Source organism: Vibrio sp. 9-16B-A1 (genome assembly GCF_056726165.1).
Genome location: NZ_JBSDZD010000006.1, coordinates 148,203 through 163,512, shown reverse-complemented (window position 1 = coordinate 163,512; position 15,310 = coordinate 148,203). Strand labels below are relative to the sequence as shown.

The 15,310-nt window shown below is 54.3% G+C and carries 15 protein-coding genes; 8 read left to right on the top strand and 7 right to left on the bottom strand.

Annotated features, from left to right (window positions below; genetic code table 11):
- The 3 genes from ACVB80_RS11950 to ACVB80_RS11940 are packed head-to-tail and all read left to right on the top strand — an operon-like array spanning window position 1 to window position 5,061.
- Window positions 1–816 carry a carbohydrate ABC transporter permease gene (locus tag ACVB80_RS11950; protein WP_481081509.1) on the top strand — a complete coding sequence of 272 codons (816 nt, stop codon included), beginning with the start codon at window positions 1–3 and terminating at the stop codon, window positions 814–816.
- A gap of 25 nt (window positions 817–841) precedes the next feature.
- Window positions 842–3,943, top strand: a complete 3,102-nt coding sequence (locus ACVB80_RS11945) for a beta-galactosidase (protein ID WP_481081622.1) — start codon at window positions 842–844, stop codon at window positions 3,941–3,943.
- A 14-nt stretch (window positions 3,944–3,957) separates the two neighbouring features.
- Entirely contained in the window at window positions 3,958–5,061 is a 1,104-nt protein-coding gene (locus ACVB80_RS11940; RefSeq protein ID WP_481081508.1) for an ABC transporter ATP-binding protein, read from the top strand.
- A 352-nt stretch (window positions 5,062–5,413) separates the two neighbouring features.
- Here the strand turns inward: ACVB80_RS11940 and ACVB80_RS11935 are convergent, their stop codons facing one another.
- Window positions 5,414–7,303, bottom strand: coding sequence for a PTS fructose transporter subunit IIABC (locus ACVB80_RS11935; RefSeq protein ID WP_481081507.1), 1,890 nt, complete (start codon window positions 7,301–7,303; stop codon window positions 5,414–5,416).
- A 356-nt stretch (window positions 7,304–7,659) separates the two neighbouring features.
- Between ACVB80_RS11935 and ACVB80_RS11930 the strand changes: the two genes are divergently transcribed.
- Window positions 7,660–8,505 (top strand): helix-turn-helix transcriptional regulator, encoded by an 846-nt coding sequence (locus ACVB80_RS11930; protein ID WP_481081506.1) that lies wholly within the window; start codon window positions 7,660–7,662, stop codon window positions 8,503–8,505.
- Window positions 8,506–8,538: 33 nt separating this feature from the next.
- Here the strand turns inward: ACVB80_RS11930 and ACVB80_RS11925 are convergent, their stop codons facing one another.
- From ACVB80_RS11925 to ACVB80_RS11910, 4 genes are all read right to left on the bottom strand, one after another.
- The gene (locus ACVB80_RS11925) at window positions 8,539–9,333 is read right to left on the bottom strand and encodes a PTS sugar transporter subunit IIA (protein ID WP_481081505.1); all 795 of its coding nucleotides are present in this window, start codon (window positions 9,331–9,333) and stop codon (window positions 8,539–8,541) included.
- Entirely contained in the window at window positions 9,330–9,632 is a 303-nt protein-coding gene (locus tag ACVB80_RS11920) for a PTS fructose transporter subunit IIB (protein ID WP_481081504.1), read from the bottom strand. Before ACVB80_RS11920 ends, ACVB80_RS11925 begins: the two co-directional genes overlap by 4 nt.
- A 132-nt stretch (window positions 9,633–9,764) precedes the next feature.
- The gene (gene dapD / locus ACVB80_RS11915) at window positions 9,765–10,796 is read right to left on the bottom strand and encodes a 2,3,4,5-tetrahydropyridine-2,6-dicarboxylate N-succinyltransferase (RefSeq protein WP_481081503.1); all 1,032 of its coding nucleotides are present in this window, start codon (window positions 10,794–10,796) and stop codon (window positions 9,765–9,767) included.
- A 239-nt stretch (window positions 10,797–11,035) separates the two neighbouring features.
- Window positions 11,036–11,338: a YebG family protein gene (locus ACVB80_RS11910; protein ID WP_481081502.1), complete on the bottom strand. Its 303-nt coding sequence runs from the start codon at window positions 11,336–11,338 to the stop codon at window positions 11,036–11,038.
- Between the two features lie 155 nt (window positions 11,339–11,493).
- Here ACVB80_RS11910 and ACVB80_RS11905 point away from each other — a divergent pair, with 155 nt between their 5' ends.
- From ACVB80_RS11905 to ACVB80_RS11895, 3 genes are all read left to right on the top strand, one after another.
- On the top strand, window positions 11,494–11,940 hold the full coding sequence (locus ACVB80_RS11905; protein WP_481081501.1) for a YaiI/YqxD family protein: 447 nt from the start codon (window positions 11,494–11,496) through the stop codon (window positions 11,938–11,940).
- A 62-nt stretch (window positions 11,941–12,002) separates the two neighbouring features.
- Complete coding sequence (locus tag ACVB80_RS11900; protein WP_481081500.1) at window positions 12,003–12,284, top strand: type II toxin-antitoxin system Phd/YefM family antitoxin; 282 nt, start codon at window positions 12,003–12,005, stop codon at window positions 12,282–12,284.
- Window positions 12,281–12,568 carry a type II toxin-antitoxin system RelE/ParE family toxin gene (locus ACVB80_RS11895; protein ID WP_481081499.1) on the top strand — a complete coding sequence of 96 codons (288 nt, stop codon included), beginning with the start codon at window positions 12,281–12,283 and terminating at the stop codon, window positions 12,566–12,568. The genes ACVB80_RS11900 and ACVB80_RS11895 overlap by 4 nt, the downstream gene beginning before the upstream one ends.
- 60 nt (window positions 12,569–12,628) lie before the next feature.
- Here the strand turns inward: ACVB80_RS11895 and ACVB80_RS11890 are convergent, their stop codons facing one another.
- Together ACVB80_RS11890 and ACVB80_RS11885 are read right to left on the bottom strand one after the other, a co-directional pair.
- Window positions 12,629–13,150 (bottom strand): MerR family transcriptional regulator, encoded by a 522-nt coding sequence (locus ACVB80_RS11890; RefSeq protein ID WP_481081498.1) that lies wholly within the window; start codon window positions 13,148–13,150, stop codon window positions 12,629–12,631.
- Window positions 13,151–13,305: 155 nt separating this feature from the next.
- Window positions 13,306–14,187: a LysR substrate-binding domain-containing protein gene (locus tag ACVB80_RS11885; RefSeq protein ID WP_481081497.1), complete on the bottom strand. Its 882-nt coding sequence runs from the start codon at window positions 14,185–14,187 to the stop codon at window positions 13,306–13,308.
- Window positions 14,188–14,287: 100 nt separating this feature from the next.
- On the opposite strand from ACVB80_RS11885, the gene ACVB80_RS11880 reads away from it, so the two are divergent.
- Window positions 14,288–15,259 (top strand): TDT family transporter, encoded by a 972-nt coding sequence (locus ACVB80_RS11880; RefSeq protein WP_481081496.1) that lies wholly within the window; start codon window positions 14,288–14,290, stop codon window positions 15,257–15,259.
- The last annotated feature ends 51 nt before the right edge of the window (window positions 15,260–15,310 follow it).

Below are 15,310 nucleotides of genomic sequence, written 5' to 3'. Positions count from 1 at the left end.
ATGAGCAGTAAGAATAAGTTCCTGCGCGCCCTGATGTATCTGTTTCTCAGCCTGGTATCACTGGCGTCGCTGTTTCCGTTTTACTGGATGATTGTTTCCAGTACCAATACCACCACTCAGATCAACACGGGTAAATTTACTTTTGGTGATCAGTTGCTGGTTAACATCGCCAGGCTCAATGAGCAGGTCGACCTGTGGCTGATTTTCTGGAACACCTCCAAGATCGCCGTCGTCAGTACCCTGGTAACCCTGCTGATCTCCTCCATGGCCGGGTATGGCTTTGAGGTGTACAAAAGCCGGGTGCGTGACCGGGTCTACGGTGCCATGCTGCTGACCATGATGATCCCGTTTGCCGCGCTGATGATCCCGCTGTTTACCCTGATGGCGAAAATGCAGCTGCTCGATACCCATATCGCGGTGATCCTGCCAACCATCGCCTCTGTGTTTATCGTGTTCTATTTCCGTCAGTGCACCAAGTCGTTTCCGTCGGAGCTGATTGATGCGGCCCGGGTAGACGGAGTTAAGGACTGGAAAATCTATCTGTACATCTACATGCCGGTGATGAAAACCACCTATGCGGCGGCGTTTATCATCGTGTTTATGACCTCTTGGAATGCTTTCCTGTGGCCTCTTATCGTGCTGCAGTCGCCGGAGCTGAAAACCATCAACCTGGTGCTTTCCTCGCTCTCTTCGGCGTACTTCCCGGACTTCAGCATCATTATGGTGGGAACTGTGGTGGCAACCATCCCAACCCTGGCGGTGTTCTTCCTGATGCAGAAACAATTTGTGGCCGGTATGACCGGTTCGGTGAAATAAGGAGTAAAACATGCGAACCGAACACCTGAGAACCACGCAACAGATCCTCGCTGCCCGCGAATGGGAGAATCAGCATGTGGTCCATCACAACACCCTGCCGGCCCACGCGCCGCTCAAAGGCTATGCCAGCCGCGATGAAGCGCTGGCAGGCAGGCCTTCCGGCAATCAGCTCTGCCTGAATGGCCTGTGGCGCTTTAAGCTGCTGGATAAGCCAGAGTTGCTTGAAGAACAGATGGTCAGCCGCGATTTCGATGACTCGGGCTGGGAGATGATCACCGTGCCGGGTAACTGGCAGACTCAGGGCCATGACAAACCCATCTACACCAACGTGAAATACCCGTTTGCGGATAACGCGCCGTATGTGCCGCAGGAGAACCCGACCGGGCTGTACCGGCTTGCGTTTGAGCTGCCACAGGCGTTTGAAGATAAAAGCCTGCGGCTGAACTTTGACGGGGTGAATTCCGCGTTTCACCTCTGGTGTAACGGCCGCTGGGTGGGTTACTCCCAGGACAGCCGCCTGCCGGCTGAGTTCGATTTGAGTGAGTTTCTGGAGCCGGGAACCAACCAGCTGGCGGTGATGGTACTGCGCTGGAGTGACGGCTCTTACCTTGAAGATCAGGACATGTGGTGGCTGAGCGGTATTTTCCGTGATGTGACCCTGCTGGCCAAGCCGAAACTGGCGATTGAAGACCTGTGTGTGCGTACAGAACTCGATGCCTGTTACCAGGACGGTGAGCTTTGGGTCACCAGTGATCTTAATGCTCCGGCCCCTGATGGTTACTCGCTTCAGCTGGAACTGTTTGATGCAAACCGCCTGCGGGTAGCCTGCCTTGTCAGCGATGAACTGGGCAGAAGGGTTGTGGATGAAAAAGGTGCCTGGAGTGAGCGCACCACCGCCTGTATTAAGCTGGAAAATCCGCACAAATGGAGCGCCGAGTCGCCGTACCTTTACCGGCTGGTGGTGAGCCTTCTGGATGAAAACGGTGAGCTGGCTGACTGCGAAGCCTGCCAGGTGGGTTTCCGCCAGGTGGAGATAAAAAATGGCCTGCTGACGGTCAATGGTAAAGCGGTATTGCTCCGTGGGGTCAACCGCCACGAGCACCACCCTGAGCTCGGCCATACCATGACAGAAGAGAGCATGCTCGAAGATATTCGCCTGCTCAAACAGCACAACTTCAACGCCGTGCGTACCGCACACTATCCGAATCATCCGCGCTGGTATGAGCTGTGTGATGAGTACGGCCTCTATCTGGTGGACGAAGCCAATATCGAAACCCATGGTCAGTTCCCTATGTGTCGTATCTCAGATGACACCAGTTGGCTGACCGCCTACATGCGCCGTATCTCGCGTTTGGTTGAGCGTGATAAGAACCACCCTTCGGTGATCATCTGGTCGCTGGGGAACGAGTCCGGTATCGGTGGTAACCATCACGCCATGTATCAGTGGATCAAACGCCGTGACCCGTCCCGTCCGGTGCAGTATGAGGGCGGCGGTTCCAACACCGAAGCCACCGACATTATCTGCCCTATGTACTCGCGGGTGGAGAACGATCAGGTTCACCATGAAGACCCGTCGGTGACGCCGAAATACGCGATCAAAAAATGGATTGGTATGCCGGGCGAAGAACGTCCGCTCATCTTGTGTGAATACGCTCACGCCATGGGTAACAGTCTCGGCAGCTTTGACAAGTACTGGCAGGCATTCCGCCAGTATCCGCGCCTGCAGGGCGGCTTTATCTGGGACTGGGTAGACCAGGGGCTGACCAAAACCGATGACAAAGGGCAACAGTACTGGGCCTATGGCGGCGATTTTGGTGACACCATTAATGACCGCCAGTTCTGTATCAATGGCCTGATTTTCCCGGACCGCACGGTTCACCCAACCCTGCTGGAAGTAAAAAAAGCGCAGCAGTTTTATCAGTTCAGCCTGCAGAGCACCGAGCCGCTGGTTATCGAAGCGCGCAGCGAGAACCTGTTTACCGTCAGTGAAAACGAGCAGCTTGAGTGGAACATCACCGAAGACGGCCGGGTGATTGAGCAGGGGCTGCTGCCACTGGTGCTCGGGCCGGAGCAGAGCGCGCAGATAAGCCTGTGCAACCTGCTGCCTGAGCGCAAGCCGGGCTGTGAGTATCACCTTAACCTGGAAGTGGTGCGCACCCGAGCCACCGCCTGGTGTGAGGCGGGGCATAGCACGGCGGCTGAGCAGTTAAGCCTGCCTGGCATAAGCAGCCTTGCCCTGCGTGAGCAGCGCCGTGATGATGCGCCGCAGATGGTTGAGCAGGCCCACCTTATCCAGGTGGCAGGCAAAGACTTTATGTGCGAGTTCAATACCGAAACCGGCTGTATGACCGACTGGCAGGTAAACGGGGTGAGTCTGCTGGTGACGACGCCGAAAGATAACTTCTTCCGTGCACCACTGGATAACGATATCGGTACCAGTGAAGTGGACAGGGTTGACCCCAACACCTGGGTAGCCCGCTGGGCAGCCTGTGGTCTTAATGATCTGGAAGTGGAATGCAGCCGGGTGGAAGCGGACCGTCTCCGCCACCTGGTGCAAATCACCTCCTGCTTTACCCACCGCTTTGAAGGAAGGGCACTGTTTGAGTCAGAGTGGCACTACCGGATTAACCATGACGGGGAAATCAGCCTGGATGTGGAAGTCCGCGTGGCTCCCGGGCTGCCGTCGCTGCCACGGGTTGGCCTGGAGCTGGCCCTGCCGCTGAGTGAGAAACCGGTGGAATGGTTTGGCCGTGGCCCGCATGAAAACTACCCGGACCGTAAGCTGTCCGCTCATATTGGCCGCTACAGTGCCGCGCCTGAGCAGATGCACACGGATTATATCTATCCCAGTGACAGCGGACTGCGCTGCGACGTACGCGAGCTCTGCGTGGGCGGTATTAAGGTGACCGGTGACTTCCAGTTTGCCGTCAGCCGTTACAGCCAGCAGAACCTGGCGCAGGCCAGACACACCAATGAACTGGAGATGAGCGACTGCCTGTTTGTTCGTCTCGACGGATACCACATGGGCGTAGGTGGTGATGACTCATGGACACCGAGTGTGCATGACGAATTCAGACTCGAACGGGGTCTGTACCGCTATCAGCTTACCCTTACCCCGGCGCAGTAAATAAGGAATTAAAAATGGCAGATATTAAACTGACCAACATCGTGAAACGTTATGGCGATGCTACGGTGATCCACGGTGTGGATCTGGATATTAAACACGGCGAGTTTGTGGTGTTCGTCGGCCCGTCGGGCTGTGGTAAATCCACCCTGCTGCGCCTGATTGCCGGTCTGGAAGAGATCAGCGACGGTGAGCTGGAAATCGACAACCGGATGGTCAACCACGTAGACCCGGCAGAGCGCGGTATCGCGATGGTGTTCCAGTCATATGCCCTGTACCCACACCTGAGTGTGCGGGAAAACATGGCGTTTGGCATGAAGATGAACGGCTTTCCGAAAGATGAAATCAACAGCAAAGTTGATCGCGCTGCCAAAGCGCTCCAGCTTGACCATCTGATGGACCGCAAACCCAAAGCGCTTTCCGGCGGTCAGCGACAGCGGGTTGCCATAGGCCGCGCCATTGTCCGTGACCCGAAAGTCTTCCTGTTCGATGAGCCCCTGTCCAATCTGGACGCGGAGCTCAGGGTGGATATGCGCCTGCAGATAGCAAGCCTGCACCGTGAGCTTGCGACTACCATGATCTACGTAACCCACGATCAGGTTGAAGCGATGACTCTGGCCGATAAGATCGTGGTGCTGCGCGACGGCAGGGTAGAGCAGGTCGGTTCACCGCTGGAGCTGTATAACTGCCCGGCGAATGAGTTTGTGGCCGGCTTTATCGGCTCACCAAAAATGAACATGCTGCCAGGCGAAGTGGTGGATGTAGGCAACCGTACTGTGACCATCCGTATGCCCGATGACCAGGTGGTCACCGTACCGGCTGATGAGCGCAAAACCGTGGTCGGCGATAAAGTCACCTTCGGCCTGCGCCCTGAGCACCTGAGTGTCGACGGCCAGGGCGAACTGCACCTGAAGCTGAATGTGGAAGCGGTAGAGCGCCTAGGCAACAGCACCTATCTGTTCGGCGCCGTCGGCGGCCACAGCAACTACAAGGTCCATATCCAGGGCGACAAACGGGTAGAACGCGGCGAATCCCTGACGCTGAGCTTCAACCCGGTGGACTGTCATCTGTTTAAGGACGGGGTGTGTATTTCGAATATTGAGACTAAGAGGTGGGAATGATAAAGGCCCTGGGCTCTGGGGCGCTTCGCTCCTGGGCCCTGGGGGGGAGCGCTTTGATGATGATGCTCTTTTTTAAGTTAGTGTCTTGACGACAGCTTAGCCACCAACAAACATCTTGCAGCGCCCAGCGCCCAGCGCCCAGCGCCCAGCGCCCAGCGCCCAGCGCCCAGCGCCCAGCGCCCAGCGCCCAGCGCCCAGCGCCCAGCGCCCAGCGCCCAGCGCCCAGCGCCCAGCGCCCAGCGCCCAGCGCCTAACAAAAAAAGCCCCCCAGGAGCATCTCGGGGGGCTTTGGTTTATCAGTGCATAGGGGGCACTTTTGACAGAATAAAAAGCTTTGGGTTTGCTGGTGGGCTTAAGCTACCGCCAGCTCCGCTTTTGATTTGCGCATCTTCTTCAGTGACAGACAAACCAGAGCGGTTACCACAGTACCGGCTGCCATGCAGACCAGTGCCAGCAGTGGTGAGTTCATTGCGCCCAGCAGAGCCACAACCGGGCCGCCGTGTGCAACGCTGTTGGTGATGCCGAATGAGAATGCCATTACAGCTGCAACCATAGAGCCCAGTACGTTGGCCGGGATAACCGACATAGGATCCTGCGCTGCAAATGGAATCGCACCTTCAGAGATACCTACAAGACCCATAGCGCCTGCGGCTTTACCGGCTTCCAGTTCAGACTCTTCGAACAGGTTCAGTTTGCGGCCCAGTACTGTTGCAAGGCCCATACCCAGAGGCGCTACCGGGATAGCACACGCCATGGCGCCCATAAACTGAGTCTGGCCGCTGGCGATCATGCCGACTGAGAACAGGAATGCCACTTTGTTAAACGGACCGCCCATATCGAAGCCGGCCATACCACCGAGTACGATACCCAGCAGAATCACGTTGCCGGTACTCATGCTGGTCAGCATGGCATTCAGGCCTTCCATCAGGCTCGCGATAGGCGCGCCGATAACAAAGATAAACAAGCTGGAAATAAACAGCGAACCGGCGATAGGAGCGATCATGATCGGCACCAGCGGCTGAATAAACTTATGGTAGTTTATGCTGGTCAGCCATCTGACAAAGTAACCCACCAGAAGACCGGCGATAATCGCGCCGATAAAACCAGTACCAGCTTCTGCGCCGTAGAAAGAACCGTTGTTGGCAATCCAGCCACCGATCAGGCCCGGAGCAAGTCCCGGACGGTCAGCGATAGCGTAAGCGATATAGCCGGCCAGAATCGGGATCATCAGGGTAAAGGAGACCACACCCACATCCAGTACTTTCTGCCACATGCTGCCTTCAGGAATCGCCATGCCTGCCGCGCTTGGTTCACCGCCGACAGCCAGTGCCAGTGCGATAAGCAGACCACCGGTCACCACGAATGGGATCATGTGAGATACACCGTTCATCAGGTAGCGGTAGAGGTCTGAGCGGGCGCTGCTGGTGCTTTCGGATTTTGCTGCTTTCTGGTCCGCCACGTACTCAGGGGCATTCAGCGCCTGTTTAATCAGACCCGGTGCATCTTTGATAGCCGCTTTTACACCGGTCTCAATTACGCGTTTACCGGCAAAGCGGGTCATGTCCACCTGCTTGTCACATGCCACCACAATCGCATCGGCACGGGCGATCTCTTCAGCTGTCGGGCTGTTTTTCACCCCGATAGAGCCGTTGGTTTCTACTTTGACTTCGTAGCCCAGCTCTGCCGCGCCTTTTTCCAGCGCTTCAGCGGCAAGGTAAGTATGCGCCACACCGGCAGGACAACCGGTTACACCGATAATAAAGCCCTGGTCGGCTTCCGGTACATCGGCCGCTTCGCTTTTCGCCAGCAGCAGTTCCAGTGCCTGCTCTTCGGTTTGTGCGTTCAGGAAAGCTTCGATAAAGCCTTCTTCAATCAGCTTGGAAGAGAGTTCTGCCAGCACTTCGATATGGTGGTCTGCACCGCCGTCAGGCGAAGCGATCATAAAGAAGAGTTTTGAAGGCTGGCCGTCTTCCGCGCCGTAGTCGATGCCCTGGCGGCTGATGCCGATGGCGACTGCTGGCTGGCTGACCGCTGCGCTTTTAGCGTGTGGGATGGCAACGCCGTCTTCAAAACCGGTATTACCGATCTCTTCACGGGCGTAAATGTCTGCCAGAAATTGTGCTTTGTCGCTGATGCGGGCGTCTTTATCCAGCATTTCTATCATTTCAGCAAAAACGTCGTCCTTGTTGGTGGCTTTCAAATCCAGGCATATTAGCCGTTGGTTGATTAAGTCCGTAATCATGTGATACCCCAGTTCAGTTTGTCTCTTTGTTTATGGGATTATTGTCGGTGAGCGCAAGGGATTTTGTTAGTGCACCAGAAAGGCATTTACTGGATTATTGTAACATGCTGCCTCTGGTGTGATCCGGGTCAAACTCCAGGTTTGTGGCTGCTCAATATATAAACTGCTCAAAATTCATTTAATATCATTAGGTTGAAGTGATTAAACTGTATTTTGCGATGCTGTAAATGGATTTTATTAATTGCCAGAACTGCACTGACTAGATATAAGTACCCTGTGATCCGTTGTCATTTTTGGTGATTTGAATCACGTTTTTCCCCTGATTAACCTCAGAACACTGCACAACCGGAGCCGAAATGAGTCAGGTTTTTCGCGATCTTCTCGACACCCTGCTGTCTGAACGGGAGCATTTCAACCGTATCTGGTTTGCCTCTGATCAGCATACGCCGCCCCCTTTCAGCTATCAGGTGAACTTTCCCCGCCTGGAACTGGTGGTCAGCGGAGAATATGAGAACGAGATAGAGGATGGAGAGCAGGGTATTTCGACGATTAAAGTACTCTCCGGTGATGCGCTCTATATACCGCCGAACTGCTGGAACAAGCCCAACTGGGAAGGGGACTGCTCGGTGGTGAGTTTTCTGTTTGGCCGCCGTCAGCTGGGTCTGAGTCTGGTGAGTAAACGCAAAGGCGAAAGTGGTTTTGTGGATGTGCAGAAGCACAGTATCCAGACCCGTACCGGCCATGCTATCGACCACATCCTTGCTGCCCTTAACGCCCTGGCCCGTGAGCCGGTGCGTGCCCCGATGGATGAACACCTGCTGGCCGCGCTGCTGACTTACAGCCAGCAGATGCTGAGCGTGCCGGATACCTCAGCCAAAAAGCGCAGTGAAGACCTCTATCAGGGGATCTGTATCTATATTCAGGAGAACTTCCACCGCTCAATAAGCCGCGCCAGTATCGCGAAGCGCTTTTGTATCTCTCCCAACCACCTGTCACGCCTGTTCCGCCAGCAGGGCCACATGACCCTGGCCGATTACATCACCTGGGTCCGTATCGACCGGGCCAAATTTATGCTGCGTAAATACGATTTCCGCCTGGCAGAAGTTGCGTTGCGCTGCGGTTTTCAGGATGTGAACTACTTCTTCAGGGTATTTAAGAGCCGGACCGGGCATACGCCCAGCGAGTATCGGATCATCGAATAGATATCAAAGCCGGAATTAGCAGAGAGAAATCTGTTAGTTAGTTTGCCAGTGCCCCTGTGCCAGCCGGTGAATGAGCAGCGCTTTGATCGCTTCCGGTTCGCGGCTGCTGGTGAGCAGGTGGCAGTATTCGGGGTTGAGCAGCCAGCGGGTCAGGCTGGTGATGCTTATCAGCATATCCCTTTGTGGTGGCTTGGGAAGCAGCAGGGCGATGACCAGTTCTGTTTTGCCTAGTTTTGACTGCCAGTCCAGTGGCTCCGGGAGTTTATAGACCACCAGTTCAGGCTGGGTGACCTGGTCTGTGATCAGATGAGGCAGGGCGATACCGTGGCCGATGGCGGTTGAAGAAACCTTTTCCCTTGTGACCAGTTCATCAAGCAGGGCATCGCAGCCATCCGGTTTAACCTGTTTGGCGACCTCTGCCAGCAGCTCTATCTTATGGTCAAAGTGGTGGCTCAGCTTTTCGTAATGATAGTGCAGGGTAAACGGCAGGCTGAATGTTGGCAGCTGACGCAGCAGGGCGATATTGGTTTTGGCGTTACTCTTATGAGCGGTATTGACCAGGGTAAATTGTTCAGAGACAAAATCGGTCATTACCATGCAGGCCAGCTCGGCATCACTGCCTTCGATATGCAGCTGACACAGGTCGTGCTGCTGGCCGCCAAGCGCCATGACCTGCAGGCTCTGCTCAGCGTTGACCATTTTCTGCCGGGTCACGTTAACCAGCATGATCACCGAGCGAAACATGCCTCCCAGCACTTTCAGCCGGTTAAGCTTCCAGCTTGCAAAGCCATCTTCTGGCAGGACAAAAGTGATCCGGCGTTCAATCATAACTGGCGGCAACGCTCCAGTACGGAGTCCACATCCGTCAGCACTTCTTCTATCGTCACGCAGTGAATTTTGTTGCCGCTGAAGCGGGCCCGCTGTTCGATTTCTATATCAGAAGCGATCAGTACCAGATCTGCACGGGCAATATCCTGAGTGCTGAGCTGATTCTCGATGCCCATCGCGCCCTGGGTTTCAACTTTGATGGTTATAGCGGCTTTGTGTGCGGCTTTGTTGAGCGCATCAGCGGCCATATAGGTGTGAGCGATGCCGGTAGGGCAGGCGGTAACAGCGACAATTCTCATGGCAGATCTTATTAAGCGGAAGAAAGGGGCATTGTCTCCCGAATTTCTTCACAGTCAACGATCGGGATCACAAACAAAAACGCCAGCCCGGAGGCTGGCGTTAAAAATAGCATTTATACCAATGGCATTAGCTTAGTTGTTGCTGTGCAGCTCGTGGTTCAGTTCAACTGCGCTCTTGTTGGTCAGACACTCGATCTGGCCGGTCATTGAGTTGCGGCGGAACAGCAGATCAGGAACGCCTGCCAGGTCACGTGCTTTCACGGTTTCAACCGGCTTACCGCTGTTATCCAGCATTTGTACTTTAGAGCCTGCGGTCACATACAGACCTGACTCGATAGTACAGCGGTCACCCATAGGGAAACCAAGACCAGCGTTTGCACCCAGCAGTGAGTTTTCACCGATAGAAACTACGACTTTACCGCCACCAGACAGAGTACCCATGATAGATGCGCCGCCGCCGATGTCAGAGCCATCGCCTACTACAACACCAGCAGAAATACGGCCTTCAACCATGCTCACACCGGTAGTACCTGCGTTGAAGTTAATGAAACCTTCGTGCATAACGGTGGTGCCTTCACCCACGTGCGCACCCAGGCGAACGCGTGAAGTATCGGCGATACGGGTGCCGGTCGGAACAATGTAGTCCACCATTTTCGGGAATTTGTCGACACAATCCACGCTCAGGGTTTCACCTGCAAGGCGCGCTTCCATCTGGCGCTCTGCCAGTTCAGGCAGGTCGATTGGGCCTTGGCTGGTCCACGCGATGTTGTGCAGCAGGCCGAAGATGCCGTCCAGTACGGTGCCGTGAGGCTTCACCAGACGGTGAGAGATCAGTTGCAGTTTCAGGAAGCCTTCTGCCACAGATTGTGGTTTTTCATCGCTTTCAAGAATAACCGCTACCAGTGGCTGCTCAGAGCTGGCTGCTTTGGTGGCAAACGCCGCGTTGACTGCCTGGTCGTTAGCTGCAAATGCTGCTGCCAGCGCTTCGCACTGCGCCGCAGATACTTCAATCGCTTCGTTGCCGCCCTGGTAGTCCAGTACTTCAGCGACTGCGTTAACCAGTGCTTCAGAAGGATTCAGTACCGGAGCAGGGAAGAAAGCTTCGATGATTTTGCCGTCGCGGTTTTTGGTCGCGGTGCCAAAGGCCAGTGAAAAATGAGCCATGAATTGATCTCCTTAAATTGTGTTGAGCTTGCCGGAAGCCGTATCCCTTCACACCGGCAATCATAAAATTGTTAAAAGCATCATAAAGACCCAAATCCAATCCGAAAAGGGCATTTCGGCGCTGAGTCTGCCGATAGATATGGGCTGTCCGATTAGCGATATAATATCGCTGGAAAGAAAAATAGCCAGCGATGGCTGGCTATTTATAAGCAGTGGCTCTCAAAGCGGACCGGGCCGGATTAAGCCGCGTCTTCCTGCTCTGAATCTTCTTCAGCAGTTTCAACTGCTTTTGGCTTCTTAGGTGCCGCTTTGCGCTTTTTGGCGCCCAGAGCAACCAGCACGTCTTCTTTGTGCTTAGCCAGGTACAGAGACAGCTCTTCCTGTTTCTCTTCGTCTTCAATCAGATTGCTTTCACTCAGCAGAGAGAACAGCTCATCTGCCATATCCAGCATTTTGTCATAAGCGTCGGCTTCTGCCTTAGAGGTAAAAGTCATCTTTTCTTCTCCGTTGCGCTCCACCACGTACTTGACGATTACAGCCATGGTTTATCCTCTTAAATTTTCTGTCGCGAATTACTGGGCATTTATACAGATTTGGGGCCGGTATGTCCAGTTGCGCCGGGAGAAGTGGGAGGGCGGTCGAAAGCCGTTCTGTTTTCCTGCGGCGGTTTGTGCCACACTCCGCTGTGGAGGTAACCATGAAAATATATGTAGACGCAGACGCCTGCCCGGTAAGTGTCCGGGAAACCATAGTGCGTGCTGCTCACCGTACCCAGACCCAGGCGGTATTTGTCGCCAACCAGTTTATCCGCCTGCCTCAGTCACCCTATGTGACCATGCGTCAGGTAGAAAAAGGCTTTGATGTGGCGGATAACGAGATCGTTAAGCTGGCAGAGAAAGATGATCTGGTGATCACCAGTGACATCCCGCTGGCATCGGAAGTGATCGACAAAGGCGCGCTGGCACTGAGCTCACGCGGCGAGCTGTTCACAACTGAGAACATCAAATCCCGCCTCAACATGCGTGACTTTCTGGAAACCATGCGCAGCAGCGGCATTCAGACCGGCGGCCCGGCTCCGCTCAGCCAGGCGGATAAGCAGAATTTTGCCAATCATCTGGACCGGTGGCTGGCGAAGAGGAAGTAATTGCTGAAAATCTGTTGTTGGACTATTATTTGTACATTATTTTGTACCGTTGAGAGTTCAGTATGACCCGTATTCGATTTGACCAGGATATTCAGCCTCTGTCTGAGTTTCGTGCTGGTGTTGCCTCATACATTAAGCAGATCAACGAGACCCGCCGCCCATTGGTGATTACTCAGCGGGGTAAAGGTGTTGCCGTTGTTCTTGATGTTGCGGAGTATGAAGCAATGCAGGAGAAGATTGAGTTGCTTGAGGAAATGCGGACGGCTGAGGCACAGTTGGCTGCTGGCCAGGGTGTTTCGAATGAAGATGCGCGTGCTCAGGTGTTAGGGCGCATCCGGAAATGAAAGTTATCTGGTCTCCGCTGGCACTTCAAAAACTTGGCGATGCTGCAGAGTTTATCTCGCTGGATAATCCTTCTGCTGCAGAAAAGTGGGTAAATGAAGTGTTTGATAAAGCGGAGCTCCTGGGAAGTGCGCCTGAAATGGGGCGGTTTGTACCGGAGCTGGCACATACGAACTACCGCGAGATCATCTTTGGTCACTATCGAATTATTTACAGTATCAGCAATGAAATACGAATTCTGACAGTGCGTAATTGTCGTCAGATCCTGACGGAAGATGATGTGTAATTTTGACTCCGGTATGCATTACCACGCCGGAGCGTGGTAACGATGAAGAGTTGGTGAGGATTAACTTTTTGCCCACTCCCGAATCCGCTTAATCTCATCAGCCGGGATATCCAGTGATTCCAGGAATTCCTGATGAGATTCCGGCTCCATTTTCTCAAACTGGGTGTGCCAGTTTTTCATGTCCTGGTCGGTCAGGCCGGCGGCGCGCATGATTTCCACCCAACGGTCTTTGTTTACCATATTCAGCTCCTGTAGCGTCGTTTGTTCGAGCAGCAGTACGATGGCTTTTTGCTGCTGACGTAGTTTCTGGATTTCACCTTCCAGGGCGTTGAACTGTGCTTTAAGCACCTGCTCCTGGGTCTGGTTATCGTGGGTGGCAAGCAATGTGGCAATCTCACTGACCGGCACGCCATAGGAGCGGTAAGCCAGAATATCCTGCAGACGTTTCAGCTCTTTCTCCCCGTACCAGCGATAGCCATTTTCTGCCCGCAGCGCAGGCTCCAGCAGCCCGGCCCGTTCGTAATAGAGCACCGTAGTCCGGGAGATATTCAGTTCTTTCGCCAGTTGGCTGACGGTCAGCATAGCGTTACCTTTTAGTTATTACCTGTCACCAGAATCCAGTATCAGCCCTTCACCAGTAGACGGGTCAAGCTGGGGTGGTGAAAATATTCCCAGAACCCAGAACCCAGAACCCAGAACCCAGAACCCAGAACCCAGAACCCAGAACCCAGAACCGTTTACTCCCACTCCGCGCAAAACCCCACAAACGCCTCAATCAACGGACTCTGATACCGCTCCTTATGATGCAGTAACCAAAAGCGGCGCTGCATATCCAGTGGCAGGCTGAGTTCGGTTACCCGGCCGTCTTCAATAGCCCATCTGGCGGAGCGGTGGGAGAGGCAGGCCAGACCCAGTCCGGCTCCGGCGGCGTTAATAATCGCTTCGGTGGTATTGAGCTCAAACGCTTCGTGCCAGCTGTCGATGCGTGGCGCGATACGCTGGAGGAAAAACTCCCGGCTGCCGGAGCCGGGCTCGCGCAGTATCCATTCACTCTGCTCCAGCGCTTCGACCGGTACGGTTTCCTCTGCGGCCAAAGGATGGTCCGGGGCGGCTATCACGCTCATCCGGTCGAAGTGCCAGGGGGTTGCTGTGAGCAGCGGGTGCTGGGTTTTACCTTCGATAAGGCCGACATCAAGCTCGTAGTCGAGCAGCTTCTGGCAAATTTGTGCGGTGTTGGAGATAAACAGGCTCTGGTTGCGGTGACCGGTTTCTGCGCGAAAATCTCTCAGCAGATAAGGCACGACCTGGTTGCCGATGGTATCGCTGGCCCCAAGGTGCAGTTCCCCGGTGAGAGGCTGGTCATCGGCAAACAGCTGACTGATGTCCTGTGAACGGTGCAGCAGTTCATCGGCAAGTGGCAGCATCTGTTTACCCTGTACGTTCAGCACCAGACGGTTATTTACCCGGTCAAACAGGTTCTGCCCCAGCTGTTTTTCCAGCTCGGAGAGTGCCATACTGACCGCCGCTTTGGTCAGAAATAACTTCTCTGCCGCGGCTGTGATGGTTTTTTCCCGGGCGATGGTGACAAAGACACTCAGCTGTTTTAAAGAGACTGACATATGTTCAACCTGACTTAACGATACATTAAATATATTCAGATATTATTAATGAACGGCGCAGATTACAATTTATTCAGGCTAAAGAACTGAGGATGAAAACATGATCCGAACTGTTGCAAGAAAAACAATGGGCGCGCCGACTCCAATGGCTGGTCTGGCGTTGGGTATTGCCAGCCTTGGCTGGTGCTGGGAAAACGCGGCGTCGTTGCACGGAATAGGGCAGTGGGCAGGTGCTGCGGTTGCCTCTGTTCTGCTGGTGATCCTTGCGGTGAAGTTTCTGTTTCATCGTCACCTGCTGCGTCAGGATCTGGCTCACCCGGTGGTTGGCAGCGTGGTGCCGACGTTTGCAATGGCGCTGATGGTGGTTTCTCACTCAGCCGGTCAGTTTATTCCTGTTCTTGGAGACAGTCTGTGGCTTTTGGCGGTGGGGCTGCATGTCGCCTTCCTGATAAGTTTTGTCTGGCATCGCGCTAAAGAGTTTGAGCTTCATCACATGGTTCCGGGCTGGTTTGTGCCACCGGTAGGCCTTATCGTTGCAGATGTATCCTTTTCAGGCACACAGGCTCTGGCTCCGGTCGCCAATGCCGTACTGATGTTTGGGCTGGTGAGTTACGCTATTTTGCTGCCGGTGATGATTTACCGTCTTGTATTTGGTGAGCAGGTGCCGGACGCTGCCAAACCGACCATCGCGATTCTGGCAGCGCCAGCCAGCCTGTCACTGGCCGGTTATCTTACCGTGACAGCTGAGCCTTCACCGGTACTGGTTGCACTGCTGTTTGGTATTGCGGTTCTGATGACTTTCGTTATCTATCTGGCGTTTACTCATCTGATGCGTCTGCCTTTCAGCCCTGGCTACGCGGCGTTCACCTTCCCGATGGTGATCGGAGCGACCGCCCTGTTTAAGATGGCGCAATGGCTGGAAAGCACAGGTGTGGCGGCCCGCTATGTCAGCCAGATACATACTCTTGCGCTGTTTGAGCTTATTGTGGCAACCCTGGTAGTGAGTTATGTGTCCCTGCGTTACCTTGGTCACTATCTGTTACCCGCAGCTCCGGAAAACCAGCCTGCTTAATCACTGAAAAGACCAGCCGGAACAGGCTGGTTTTCACCGTTTTACAAGCTT